Source organism: Spirosoma luteum DSM 19990 (assembly GCF_000374065.1).
Classification (GTDB): domain Bacteria; phylum Bacteroidota; class Bacteroidia; order Cytophagales; family Spirosomataceae; genus Spirosoma; species Spirosoma luteum.
This window is the reverse complement of sequence record NZ_KB893311.1, coordinates 205,757-218,459: the sequence shown is the minus strand read 5'-3', so window position 1 is coordinate 218,459 and position 12,703 is coordinate 205,757. Positions and strand designations below refer to the sequence as shown.

The 12,703-nt window shown below is 45.8% G+C and carries 12 protein-coding genes; all 12 read right to left on the bottom strand.

Annotation, left to right across the window (positions count from 1 at the left end; all coding sequences use genetic code 11):
* Positions 1-291: 291 nt before the first annotated feature.
* The 12 genes from B156_RS30110 to B156_RS0126915 all read right to left on the bottom strand — a co-directional run bounded on the left by B156_RS30110 (position 292) and on the right by B156_RS0126915 (position 12,358).
* Positions 292-1,848, bottom strand: coding sequence for a type IV secretory system conjugative DNA transfer family protein (locus B156_RS30110; protein WP_018622925.1), 1,557 nt, complete (start codon positions 1,846-1,848; stop codon positions 292-294).
* Positions 1,849-1,918: 70 nt separating this feature from the next.
* Entirely contained in the window at positions 1,919-2,527 is a 609-nt protein-coding gene (locus B156_RS0126970; RefSeq protein WP_018622924.1) for a phage replication initiation protein, NGO0469 family, read from the bottom strand.
* Positions 2,528-2,563: 36 nt separating this feature from the next.
* Positions 2,564-2,947, bottom strand: coding sequence for a LytR/AlgR family response regulator transcription factor (locus tag B156_RS30105; protein ID WP_018622923.1), 384 nt, complete (start codon positions 2,945-2,947; stop codon positions 2,564-2,566).
* 264 nt (positions 2,948-3,211) lie between these two features.
* On the bottom strand, positions 3,212-5,413 hold the full coding sequence (gene topA / locus B156_RS30100) for a type I DNA topoisomerase (protein ID WP_018622922.1): 2,202 nt from the start codon (positions 5,411-5,413) through the stop codon (positions 3,212-3,214).
* A 293-nt stretch (positions 5,414-5,706) separates the two neighbouring features.
* The gene (locus B156_RS0126950) at positions 5,707-5,886 is read right to left on the bottom strand and encodes a hypothetical protein (RefSeq protein ID WP_018622920.1); all 180 of its coding nucleotides are present in this window, start codon (positions 5,884-5,886) and stop codon (positions 5,707-5,709) included.
* 158 nt (positions 5,887-6,044) lie between these two features.
* A complete protein-coding gene (locus B156_RS0126945; RefSeq protein WP_084757920.1) occupies positions 6,045-6,890 on the bottom strand; it encodes a DUF5131 family protein in 846 nt (281 codons plus the stop codon).
* A gap of 196 nt (positions 6,891-7,086) precedes the next feature.
* Complete coding sequence (locus tag B156_RS0126940) at positions 7,087-7,362, bottom strand: hypothetical protein (protein WP_018622918.1); 276 nt, start codon at positions 7,360-7,362, stop codon at positions 7,087-7,089.
* A gap of 119 nt (positions 7,363-7,481) precedes the next feature.
* Positions 7,482-7,895 carry a hypothetical protein gene (locus B156_RS0126935; RefSeq protein WP_018622917.1) on the bottom strand — a complete coding sequence of 138 codons (414 nt, stop codon included), beginning with the start codon at positions 7,893-7,895 and terminating at the stop codon, positions 7,482-7,484.
* A gap of 147 nt (positions 7,896-8,042) precedes the next feature.
* Positions 8,043-8,330 carry a hypothetical protein gene (locus B156_RS0126930; RefSeq protein WP_018622916.1) on the bottom strand — a complete coding sequence of 96 codons (288 nt, stop codon included), beginning with the start codon at positions 8,328-8,330 and terminating at the stop codon, positions 8,043-8,045.
* Positions 8,331-8,377: 47 nt separating this feature from the next.
* Positions 8,378-9,898 (bottom strand): toprim domain-containing protein, encoded by a 1,521-nt coding sequence (locus B156_RS0126925; protein WP_018622915.1) that lies wholly within the window; start codon positions 9,896-9,898, stop codon positions 8,378-8,380.
* Between the two features lie 164 nt (positions 9,899-10,062).
* Entirely contained in the window at positions 10,063-10,725 is a 663-nt protein-coding gene (locus B156_RS0126920) for a DUF3945 domain-containing protein (RefSeq protein ID WP_018622914.1), read from the bottom strand.
* A 130-nt stretch (positions 10,726-10,855) separates the two neighbouring features.
* Positions 10,856-12,358: a DUF3945 domain-containing protein gene (locus B156_RS0126915; protein ID WP_169518276.1), complete on the bottom strand. Its 1,503-nt coding sequence runs from the start codon at positions 12,356-12,358 to the stop codon at positions 10,856-10,858.
* Positions 12,359-12,703 lie beyond the last annotated feature (345 nt).

Here is a 12,703-nt window from a genome sequence, read left to right as displayed (position 1 = left end):
GTACTCTTCGAAGTGCAGCCGCATGGTGTTTTCAGCATACTGATCACTGTGGCGAGCCAGTTGTAGAAAATTGATCCGGTGACGAACACTGAGAAAAAGCATGAGTATGTGGGTAACAAATTGGCGACGAGGCTTGGTCAAATCAGGTAAGCTGGCTACTATTGTAGTTAGCAAGGCAAGTCTTTGCATAAAGGCGTTGTTAGGCTTTGGAGGTTAGAGACCCAAAACTAACACGCCTTTTTACTCTTCTAAAATTGACGAACCATTGATACCGTTAGATTGAGATTAAATTCATGATAGGTTATTCTGATTGTCGGCATTTCGAATTAATTCACCGATTTGATTACATACTAAATCCATATTATCCTGAAAACGCAGTTCAATCTGCTCGTCGGTAAGTCCTTCCAATTCTGGATGAGCTGGTAAGATTGTCGATCGACGATTTGCCAGCCAGGGGGTCGATTCTAGAGGGATTTTAGCAATAAACTTTGCTTGTCCTTCTGAACCGGCGAATGAAGGTGATACTCTCCCGGCGAAATACCCGTAAGGCATCGTCCGTAGCATGTCTTCAGTAATCATCCTGGCCTTTTTTGTTCTGGATGCAGACTCATCAGTGCTCCATTCATCTACTTCATTCAGCCGACTGGCCACGCGCGCCGCTGAGGGTCCGAAACAGGCCCCCGTGATAAGGGTGTTAGGTAGATCGAAAATTGCTTTTGCTTCGTGTTTACCATAATCACGTTTCAGCTGAACTACGTCCTGCATTGTAAAACAGGTAGCTACTTTATTCGAGCGGCCGGTTGCTAACAAATTATCAAGTCCATCGATATAGATCGTAGGCAATTCATCGACGATAAATGCCTTTTTGCCGTCATCCCGCCTGTTAATCTGATGACCAACCTGTCTGGCCAGCAACGCTAAGGATACACTATAGGCTGAGCTATGCTCCGGATGATTAATTAGGCTTAGAATTTTTGGGGCCTTCGAATCATTAATGTCCACCAAGGGCTCCTCGCCAGTCATAATCCAGTACATCTCCGGATGATTAGCCAGACGAGATAGCCCTACTCGGGTAACAGCCAGTATGCCTTCAATATGGTCAAATGAATCCGTTGAGATACCTTCTTCAAAGCAGTTTCGCAAAGGCTGGATCAAGGGATATAATTCCGGTAGCGTGTCCAACAAGGCAAATACTGTTTGATAATCCTGAAGCGCAAATTCAATCAGATGGGGTAAACTACAGTAAGAAGTCGATATATTTTTACTTGCCATTTGCGCATCAGTATATCGTTTCAGAAACCACAAACAGGAGGCCAGGTAAGTAATGCTTGACTCGACGAAAAAATCACCTCGTTGCTGTATCCAGAATTTATTCAGATTGCAAAGAATGGAAGCAGCGGCCAGTTGAGCATCTATAATACTCAGTAGCTGATTGCCTGCAAAGGGGTTGCAGCGTACCGAATGGGTAGGTGACATAAAATTAACTGCATGAAACGTAGCGTCTACCCCATATTGTTTTTTGAAGACATGCTGGTTTGTCTGCAGGGTGTGAAAGGCGACTTGACTTAAATAATCGTCCTTATATTCGTAGAGCGAAGTAACAAATCCCTTCTCAATAAACTGCTTGACATAGTTGTGAACAATCGTCTTGGTCTTACCGGATCCGGGGGAACCCAGAACCAGATTTCCCCGGAAAGGATTGAGAATGTTTAACCATTCCTTGTATTTGCCAGCATAAAAATCATTGGTTACCAAGGGAATGTTTATGGAATACTCGTTACCCTGAAAGCTGGTAAACTGGGAAAATGCGTGGTCTAAGTGGTCGGAATCATTGAAAATGTTTTCCATAGGTTAGTCTGTTTTTAGTTGAAGTCCTTTGCTTTTTTATGCTTGTTTAGTTGCCACGTAGCGGGTTAAATTAAAGTGGCAGATTAATTGCCGTCTCATCAACAGCTATAGGTTGCCGGGTAGGATTTTGAGCCAGTACCTGCTGAAACTGCGGCGTTTTTTCCATCTTTTCCCGAACTGTCTTACTGAGTGAATTATATAAGGCCCAGTCAAAATTGGTATAAGTCAGGGATTGGAATGAGAGATCGGTTTCAGGGTAAAACTCATCTTCTGGAAAAGCCTCGAGGCTGATAACGATAGGTTGTTTTCCCGTTTCCTGTTTGGTTGTGACCAAACAGGGCATACCCAGGATCGATAACACGTCAAATGGGGTGTTATCGTATTCATCCCCAAATTCACGTCCTCTCATAGCGACGATATCTTTGTAGAGGTGAGCATTTTGTTGCAGTGAGAAAAGATATTCTTTATGCACCAGAGCGGGCCGGGGTTGATCGCCAATCATTAGCGTTACTGACGGAATTACCCAGGTTAATAAGAGACGAGGCCGGATGGTAGTGACGTTGTTCCAAACGGTTGGTAAACTACCAAGCTCAATAATCCGACGTAGTAAAGCGGGGTGAGCCGCATCAGGTAGTTGATCCCGAAGTTGGTTCTTTTTGATGATCGTAGTTAAGCTCATGATTGAAACAGATTAGCGTAAACCAGGTGGGGCAAATTAATTGGCAAAGGCTTCCAGGTAGTGGTAAAGCCGGCGTCTTGACCAGGGCAGGCGGTCGCCACTGTGGAGGAGCATCATGCCTTTACTGGCCCAGCTTGCACTGATTTTTCTGTCGGCCGGTGGCGATGAATCATGAAACCGTTTAATGTAGATTGGATTAATTAGATGGCCTTTGTTGATGCGCAAAAACTGAGGAAGTAGCGCTTCGATTCGCTTCAGCGTACTAGCCAGTAAATGCTTTTCTCCGTTAGCCAGGTATAGCCAAGTATAATTACGTTCGCCCTGCAAACGAATAATCTGGTCCGCCTCAACCAGTTCGCGACCATGGTATCCTGCAATCAACAAGTAGGATCCCGTAGAAGTGGATTTACCCTTTTTCATCGTGGTGTAATCATTACTTAACTAATGTCTTTTATATGCAAAGATATTCTTATAAAATAATATTCAAATTGTTGATATGAAATTCAAATCAAATTATAAAAAAAGTCGACGAATTTTTTCATTCATCGACTTTTCAAGCATGTGGGCATGATGACCGGGTCGATCAGAGCAAGTAAGGCAATCGCTGCCGGCCTTTTTCCATAGGCAGTCGGGTTTTAGAGTAAATAGAGTTTAGTTTACAAACCGAGTGGCTAGACCAAGCGATCAACCTTTTTTGGCAACTTGTTTTGGTTGGCCTTTGCCTCCCGCCTGCGATTTTTTCCAGGTTTGATAGCTATTTAGTATTGCCTGGCAGTTTTCGCTTGTCAGTTGCTTGATCTGCTCGTTGGTTGTAATTTGATGAGGTAAACGGGCATTGGTCTTACCATCAGTTACGTACTGGCCATGTGGACCCTGACGGACTTCATACTTTCCTACTTTGTGAATCAAATTTTCCTGACGCTGCTGGAGCTGCTGGTTTTTCTTTTCCAGTAATTGCATGACTAGGTCCAGCGTAATTTGATCTGGTTCATACTGGCGTGCATCCAGGAATTCCCCTTTATACAGGACGTAAGTACCGTACTTCCCCTTGCCGGTTTTTACGGGTTCTCCATTAAGTTCTCCAACTTCAAGCGTCGATGGGGTTCGGACGACGTCGTGCTGAGATGCATCCGCTAACTGCAGCAAATGCTGATGATCCGTATCAAACTCACTCACCACTTGTTTATAAGTAGCTTTTCCACCGGCAACTTCATCCAGACGCTTTTCCATGGAAGCCGTGAACGCGTAATCGACCATTTTGCTGAAATTAGCTTCCAGATATTCAGTTACCTGATGGCCCACTGAACTCGGGACTAATTTGCTTTGATCACCGCCAACGGTTTGTTGCTCTACTTTTTTTTCCAGTTTATTATTTTCCAGGGTAAGAATAACTGATGGCAACTTTGAGGCTGGGATAGAATCAGTACGCACGTAATCACGAGCCTGAATTGTACCAACAATGCTGGCGTACGTAGATGGGCGCCCAATGTCCCGTTTTTCCAGCTCTCGAACCAGACTGGCCTCATCATACCGTTTGGCGGGTTGGCTGTAGGTTTGCCGGCCAATGAGTTTCTGACAGCGTAGTTTATCTCCTTTGGCAATTTTTTTCAGGGATGTTGTTTCTTCTTCCCCTTCTTCATCGGTTTCTTCGGCATAAACGGCTAGGTACCCATTGAACTTTTCCACTTTGGCTACGGCCGTAAATAAATCCTGTGGATCAGCTGAGGTGATGAAGATGGTAGTCTGTTCAAACAAGGCCGGTTTCATCTGGGAAGCCATAGCCCGACGATATATCAGTTCGTAAAGCGCCTGTTCATCCGGTGTATCACCAGCTTGTTGATGGTCAAAGTGAGTTGGTCGAATGGCTTCGTGAGCCTCTTGTGCAGCTTGCTTGGCCTTGAAGGTTCTCGCCTCAAAATAGGATGCGCCTAAACGGGTATTCACCTGTTCTTTAATAGCCTCGACGGCTTCCTGCGATAAATTAGGAGAATCCGTACGCATATAAGTGATATGCCCTTTGGCAAATAACTCCTGGGCAACCTCCATTACTTTTTTGGCTGACCAGCGTCCCGCTTTCTTACTGAGCTTCCGGATTGCATCCTGTTGCAGGGTGGAGGTGGTAAAAGGTGGACTGGGTTGACGCACCAATGGTTTTACGTCAATATTGGCCACGGAATACGTTTTCTGTACGGAGGCTTTTAAATACGAAACAATAGCTTCTTCCGTCAGAAACGGTTGATGGTAGGTTGCTTTGATCCCTTCACCATTTGGTGTCAGGAATTCCCCCTTAAGTCTGAAATCCGATTTTGATTTAAAAGCTTCGATGGTTCGCTCCCGTGCCACAACTAAACGCAGGGCTACCGATTGGACCCGGCCAGCACTTAGCCGGTTGCCTAACTTGCGACTCATGAGTGGTGAAATCTCGTAGCCTGTCAACCGATCTATTGCCCGGCGACCCTCCTGGGCACTTACCAGTTTCATATCCAGTACCCGCGGGTTTGAAACAGCTGCTGCAATCGCTTTTTCGGTGACTTCGTCGAAGGTTACCCGCTTGGTCTGGGGAATCGGAATACCGAGGATTTGAGCTAAGTGGAATGATATAGACTCTCCTTCCCGGTCCAAATCCGTTGCCAGATAACAGTTGGCAATCCCGACCTGCTGAGCCAGGCCTTTGATGTCCTTAACGATCTTCAGTTTATCAGGATGCAGCTCATAGCTCAGGCCATATCCCTGGTCCCGATGGACGCCCAATGATTTGAGGGGCAGATCCCGAAAGTGACCCACCGAAGCGACGACTTTCCAAACGCCAGCTCCGTAGAGTTTGTCGAGAATGGAACTGATCTTTTTACATTTATTCGGCGATTCAACAATTAGCAGTTTTTTCACGGGCACGGTTAGTTACAGGTTCGAAAAAGCAATGTGTACATCAGTAAAGATGTTGATGGCCGGTCGGCCAGCCGGATTGTAGCCATCGGCTTGATCCCCCCGCCAAGTTGAACGAGCTGGTCGGCGTTTATCAACGCTCGGGGTAAGTGTAGCAGCTGCCGTTGATCATAAACGGGTGGGGGCGTAACCCCTGTCCCAGGCGGTAAAAGGACAACGGCATGGGCGCCAGCAAATCCGAGCTGTTTTTTTGTTTATGCATGACTAAACGATAGTAGTGATTGCCTGCTGATTAGTCAGCGGGCAAAAAAACGCGTGAGAAACTGGGTAAGAAAAAGGGTTAGTCCGATAAAAGCCCCCCGTCCGTAGAGACCCCATTCATAGCGCTGGCCCGTGGGCGAAGTACCCAGCCAGAAATTAACCAACAGGAAAGCCAGTAGTAAAGCAGCCGACAAACATTTTAACAGAACACTCATTCGGCTACCAGTCCATTGTACTGCAGACAGTCGGCCGGCAATTTGAGAAAACCAAAATCTACCAACCAGAAGCAAAACACCAATGAGCATAAATTGCCCCCATAGTGGAAGATTCATCAGTTCATGTCCCGTTTGATATAATGTTCTTACCATAGTATTTAATGAGTTACGGTTAAGTAGTCCTGGGGAAATCGACATGACAGTTGTTCCCATTCTTCGATATGCTGGCCAGCTTTAGCGGAAAGCTTAAATTCGTGAGCCAGATGTGAGCCAAGTTGCTTGACAAATACCGGTATGCCAGCCGCTTCCAACTGATCACGTAGTGAAATCAACCATTCAAGTTGACACCTTCGATAGCGAAAATCTTTTTTTCCTGGCTGCCTGGTTTTATAACCTGACTCGCCCCCCAGTATGGCCCAGTCGAAGGGTAACCGTTTGGAAGAAGCGGAGGTTGAGGGCTGAAAGAACGGGTTCGGATCGATCGGACCTAAAAGCGGCTCAAACGAAATGACTTTGTAGTTAGCCCGAATATTTATCAACTCTGGGATTCGCAAGTCGGCGGCTTTCTGATCCTCCACTGAGGTTCCTATGATCACGTGGGAATAGCCGTTTGGATGATCCTTTGTACTCCAGTTTTGGGGTAACCGATTCATCACGCGCTCAGGATATTTGGTTAGAATCAGGTATAATAGCTTAGAGGTTTGCTCCAGTATGGGATATACCTCCTCACGCCAGGCATCCGCATGAGGAATGAAGAAGTCACTCATCGAATTCATGAATACGATTCGATCTTTTACCGGTTCATTGCCTTGCAATTGCCGGTTCCAGCGGTAGGGCGACTTCCAGACATCTTCACTGCTTCGACTGACAAGTGTAGGATCCTGTCCCCAGCGATTGGCATGGCGGAACATATAGCACCGGGCGCAACCCCGGCTTTTCATCTCGCAACCTTTCCAGGGATTAAACGAATGTTTGGCCCAACCGATTAATGTGTTTGCACCCATTAGATTAAATAAAATTTAGCTTAAAAAACTATAATTTAAATCAATATAGCCAAAAAAAAAGTCCGCCCACTCGTTGAACGGGTTTTCCGGCCCGGAGATACTACGCAGGAGCAGTCAACCTAAACCGGAACCGTCGAAGAGGGAGGATACACCAGTGAAAATGCTTTTCTGAATGTTCCCTGCTTGTAATGCCGCATTAGTTCATCCGGCGTTGTAAATTGATAGGTGGTGGGTATCTGAAGTAGTTTTCAGCCAGATAATCCAAATCACAACTCATTACCAGACCAATATCCATCCCATTTTCGAGTATGACCCCGCAGTAGTCGATCCCGTTCTCCTGAACCGATTCATAAACAAGCCCTACCGTACCCGGTGAAATTTGGTAGATTGGTTCTGTAAATCGAAGTAATGCACCCAGTCTGAATGTACCCGAATTGGTAAAGGGTACATATGGTTTGATGACGAGTTCCATATAATGTTTAACGTAATATCGATCTACAGTCTGCGAAAAAAAACTAATTTACTTTTCATTGTAAATAAGTCTTATAAACTAACACTCAGCTTATCATTCGTTGCCAAACCCACCTATAATCAGAACTCAATATCGGGAGATTGTTCGTCTCCACATTCCGAATCATCCAGCAGGTTTTCACCAAGGGGTAAGAAATCAGTACACGGTTCTATAAAGCCTAAAAACTCAATCTCATCCTCCAACAGATCAATTCGTCGAAGCGGAACTCGCAGCTCTCCGGTCTCTGAAATGTTAAGCCAGAGGGCTGGTCCAAAGTAGACTTCACCAGTAGGTACGTAACGCCAGGCCGCTGGCAGTAAATCGGTTTCCAAGGCTTCCGCGTTCATCATGGCGGCATCCAAAAATGGCTGCTTGGCATATATGCCCACGTGCCGACACCCCAGTTGATGAGCCAAGTAAGCGTAACTATCCGAACGTTTTATTTGATCGATCGTTTCGGAATAGGGGTCGATCTTAATGAAGTATTCTTCCATAAGTTCAGAGGACTTTTCAGCCAGTTATCAGTTAATAGTCATGTCTAGTTGTTAATGGTTAAATATACACGTCTATTTTCAATAAATTAATATTTAAATCAAATACAAGATAATAATCGTAGGTCTTTTCCCCTTAGTCCGCGCTAGCTAGGTTGCAACCACTTCTTGGTAGCTTAATAAGACTTGGTATTCCGGCAAGAGCGATAGTTCAACCTGTAACAGTAACAGGGCCTGTTGTAAGAAAACAACTTCATAGTTATTAAGATGGCCACTCTGGTTCAGTGCCTTTAACCGGTCAGGCAGGTCGGTCAATGTTTTTTGAACAAACAAACAGGTTAAGCCGGAAAGGCTCGGAATAGCTGCCGGAATTGTCAATGAATACGATATGGCTGCCGCTTGAAGTGGATTTGCGTTCGATTGTACGATCGGGTTCATACGGGTATATGCGTTAAAGCCGTAAAATTTTTGAACTACAGTGTGCGCTAGGGTTTAAGTTTAGTTTTCCGTCGGCTATCCTCACCAGCTGAGCGATCGGGCATTGGCTGCGTTATCGATTTGGGTATTGCAGGTTTAACCGGAGTGGGTAAACTGGGTACACCTGGCTGGTTTCGTTGCGGCTGAACTAGGACGGGTTGATGATTTAGTGTGGGGGCGGATTGTTTCTGGCTCAGTAAACGGGCTTGTTTTTCTTTTAAATCATCGTTCCAGTCTTTATTCATTGAGCGTTTTATTTCGATTGACGCTCCGGACTGACGTAATTCTTTCGTCAGGTTTTCAGCGCGGATAAGCAGTGGCCGTTGATTGGGGAAATCAGCGCGTATTTGTGTAATGTCATCCCGGCTGGTAATAGTGGACAAAGTGGCCTGGTCACCTTCATTATGTAAACGACGGTTCAGTACGTCCCCGATGCGCAGTTTGATTTGCTCAACTGGTGGCGTTGGGCTTGTTGGCAATTCGGGTTTCACTTCAACGTAGAGCGTATTTCGAAATTTACTGCTCCCGATTGCCACAGAGATTCCCGTTACCGGTTGCTGCGGCATATGAAGCTTACTCATCATATTAATGTTATGACGAATGCCCGCCGGGTCATTATCATTACTAAGAATAAGCTTTTCCGGCTGGAGTTTATTAATTAACTTTTGAATCGTAAGCGGTTGGGTTGCGGATGCATTTCCACACGTGGCAATATAAACGCGGTCAAACTCATTTTTGGGCGGATGCAACTGATGATAGGAAAGCGCATTGATCGGGCTTTCCAGAATAACTATCTCTTTTGGTTTTACAGCCGGATTGATGTTAGATACCCAGATACCATCCTGTTTCTCGCCGACCATACTATTCCAGTCGGTGTTCCGGGTGCTGATGGCAATGATTCCCTTCTCGTTTTCTAGGGGAAATATCGTATTGGTTCCTGATATACCCGCTTTGGTATCATTGAATGGTTTGTTTAAAATTTTGCCCGCAAACTCGGGTGCCTCAATGGTCGCTCTATCGATTTTACGCTCATTTTCCAGATAGGACGTGTCCGTCAAAGGCTTTAGATTGAAATATTTTACGAGCGACTCGCTGCCCTGTTCAAGTTGTTTGAACCGGTGGGGTTGAATGACTTCATGTTTGGTAAAATACACATTTCCCAGCCGGTCACTTAATTTTTTATGCAGCTCGTCCCAGCCGGATCGAGTACTCAAATCAAGATTATAGTGCCGGCTAGCCAGGTTTATGATATTTCCCTTATCATAATTATCCTTAGGATTGGTGTAAAAGTACTCGCCCGATGCTGAGTTTCTTCGAACGATGATGGTTTGCCCAGTGGCTGGATTATCCAGTACTGGAACATTGCGGGTTGAGTGTTTTTTATCATAGGCATAACCAAGATCCTCCGCAAACGTGGCCAGGTTTATATCGGATTTATAGCGCCGAATTAATTCATCATCAGCCGCTTTTTTCTGTTCTACCTGTTCGCGATTTAGGGGTCTAGATGAGATGCTAGTTGAATCAGCCATACGTATTTACAATAAGAAAAGGGTGGTACAGTTTCCCCTAGCACGTTTTAGGTTAGCGACGAAGTTTGACTTTTGACTTTTTGACGTCTGGCTTTGGTTTGTCACCAGTATCCGTTTGGGTATTGGCAGTAACGTTCGAATGGCGAGTTGATGAGGATGACTCTTTAGATTGGGAAGCTGGCGTCAGCTTCTGGTTCGAGGGCTGGTGAGCTTACCGACTGGACTTGAGATGGCAGGCTGGCCAGTGGTAGATTATTTTGCTGGGTCTGAATCTTATTGTATTTGAACCCACCTTTGGCCGCCGATAGGCGGGTATACGTTGAGAATTTTGTTCCCTTATAGTCCATGTTATCTAACCGTAAAGCTTTCCCCTCCAGTAGCATCAATTTCTGAACTGGGGTTAATTTTTTACCCAGGATTTCATCCGGCATTCTAAACGTATCGATGTTAAGGAGCCTCAACCGCTTGGTTTCCTGATCGACACCAATCAAAGCCTTCAAGGGTTGCCCCCCATTCGGATCAATGAGTTGAGCGGTACGGCCCATATCACCGTACTTATGTAAATACTGTTTATCCTGTTCGGTGAAGGTATGCCCCAGGTATGTCTTACCCAGGATTAGTTCCGCTCGTACATCCATCTGATGGATTCTAGGACCTTTATCCGGCGTATTGAGTATTACCAGTTTAGCGGTTGATCCATCGTTAAGTATCACTACATCGGTTTGCTTTCCAGCCAGCAGTTTTTCCAGTTGTTGGGCCGTTTGCGGGTCAACTGAATTATTAATTACCTGAAACTTATCGCAGATCATATTTTTAAATAAATCCATCTGATAGCGTTTGCCAACGATGGAATTCAGATTTACCCGCGGCGTAGTCGACCAATGGGCCCGGTGTACGAGTGGCGCTAATGTGGCTGTTATGGATTGGTATACACGAAGGGAGTGGTTATGGAATCGACTATAATTTTGGACCTTTTTTCTTTTTAGGTGTGTCCTGCTTTTGAACAGCCGTGCCATTGACCATCGTCTGGGTTTCTTTTTTTCCAGCCTGCTGCCCTTTCGTGGGATTAGTTATCGTAAGCGAAGGACTATTGGTTGATTTATCCACTGTAATGCGCTGTTGACCATTTTTAGCCGCTACACTAACAGCTTGCTTGGTATCGGCATCTTTGCCTGCTCCCGCCGGCTGGACTTGCTTTTTTGATTGCTTGGCTGGAGTCGCCTGCTCAGGCTTAAGGTTGGGATCTACCTTCTTTCTGGTTTTAGGGCTGGCCTGCTTTACGTCTTTTTGATTTGCCGCTTTAATTTTTTCGTCCTGTTCATTGACGCGTTTAAAGGCAAAGCTTCGTTTATTGACGTTAATCTGCACATCGGCCGTAAAGAACTTTTGATCATCGCCAACCATATTGCGGACGCGTACCACCTGGTGATTACGCAGGGCCTCGCGTTGATCTGGGCTGAGTTCTACTCCCAGCAGCTTGGTTGGGGGCGTAAACCGTTCCTGTCTCATCACCGTCAGGGATTTGTTGGCCGGGTCCACACCAATAAACGCCTGATAGGGTTCCTGGGTAATCTTGTCTTTCAGTGTGACGACACGTCCCATTTCGCCATTCTTCAACAAATTCTCCTGATCCTGTTTAGAGAATACATGGCCCTGATAGCTGACTGGCAGTTTCAGCTCCTGCCGTTCCGGTGAGAGGTATACGACTGGCCCTTTACCGGGGACTTCAGCAATGTAGAGTCGACCTGAAACCGGCGTTTCAGCGCCTTGTTCATCACGCCGACTCAGTTGCAGCGTTTCAGTCCGCCGTCCATTCAACAGGTTATCAAGATTACCCGATTTTTCCAGGCTTTCCCGAGTAACTCCGTTCCTCTCCATCTGATCTTTAATCTGATTCCAGTCATACCTTGTAGCGGTTGGAATTTCCATACTTGTTTGTGATTGAGATTGATAATGTACACCTAAAAGTTTTTCAATGATTTCCTGCATCATCTGGTGGTTGTGGAGCATATTAGCTACCATCCCTCCATCGAACGTTTTCAGTGAGAGCAGTTTAGACACGATACCGTCTTCCCGTTGCGTTTCACGACGCGTAAGTTCATCAGCAATCTGGACAAGCTGTTCCTGCTCGCGAAGGCCATCCGGATTATGAATAATGGCAACCAGCTCATATTTACCATCCGGGGCTAAATGCTCGCGCAAGGGGCTGTCCATCACGGACTCGTGGACGTCCCACAGGTAATTGGTGATTTTGGCGATGATATCCGGGTTTTTTGATGAATCCAGCGTTTCTACCGTATGCTGCAGTTCCTCCCGTTTCAAACCGGCATCGTACAACGCCTTGGAAATTTCCTCATTGGACAAATACCCGTCATTGCGTAAAAACTGCCGTATCTCTTCGGCTTCAGGAGGCAGCAACAACTCGTACCGGGTCGCTTCAATCTGTTCGTATACCTTCAAAGCCTCGGTATCCGATCCGCCTGGTTGATTTAAGGGAGTCTCGTGAGATACCGGATTAAAGCGAAATTCAACAGTCTGTCCATACTTTGAGTCCGCATCCGACAACTGGTCAGCACGCTCGGTAGCACCAACAGTAAACCCAATGGGTTGATAACTGGGTTGTACAACTTCTTCCCTTTGAGGAGCCTGCGAACTAATTACTTCAGAAGTTGGCTGGGCTTTAGTCCCTGAATCGATCTCATTTTTTACGGGTTGGCCAGGTTGTCCAAGGTCGGTACTTATAGGAGGGACGGAGTTTTGGGCATTCTTATATTGGCTTTCAACAAGGCGCTTCGTGTCAAGATC

Excerpts from the sequence above, each read along its gene's own strand:
- B156_RS30110 (WP_018622925.1), bottom strand. The coding sequence starts at position 1,848 with ATGGAAAACATTTTCAATGATTCCGACCACTTAGACCACGCATTTTCC.
- B156_RS0126970 (WP_018622924.1), bottom strand. The coding sequence starts at position 2,527 with ATGAGCTTAACTACGATCATCAAAAAGAACCAACTTCGGGATCAACTA.
- B156_RS30105 (WP_018622923.1), bottom strand. The coding sequence starts at position 2,947 with ATGAAAAAGGGTAAATCCACTTCTACGGGATCCTACTTGTTGATTGCA.
- B156_RS0126950 (WP_018622920.1), bottom strand. The coding sequence starts at position 5,886 with ATGAGTGTTCTGTTAAAATGTTTGTCGGCTGCTTTACTACTGGCTTTC.
- B156_RS0126945 (WP_084757920.1), bottom strand. The coding sequence starts at position 6,890 with ATGGGTGCAAACACATTAATCGGTTGGGCCAAACATTCGTTTAATCCC.
- B156_RS0126940 (WP_018622918.1), bottom strand. The coding sequence starts at position 7,362 with ATGGAACTCGTCATCAAACCATATGTACCCTTTACCAATTCGGGTACA.
- B156_RS0126935 (WP_018622917.1), bottom strand. The coding sequence starts at position 7,895 with ATGGAAGAATACTTCATTAAGATCGACCCCTATTCCGAAACGATCGAT.
- B156_RS0126930 (WP_018622916.1), bottom strand. The coding sequence starts at position 8,330 with ATGAACCCGATCGTACAATCGAACGCAAATCCACTTCAAGCGGCAGCC.
- B156_RS0126925 (WP_018622915.1), bottom strand. The coding sequence starts at position 9,898 with ATGGCTGATTCAACTAGCATCTCATCTAGACCCCTAAATCGCGAACAG.
- B156_RS0126920 (WP_018622914.1), bottom strand. The coding sequence starts at position 10,725 with ATGGATTTATTTAAAAATATGATCTGCGATAAGTTTCAGGTAATTAAT.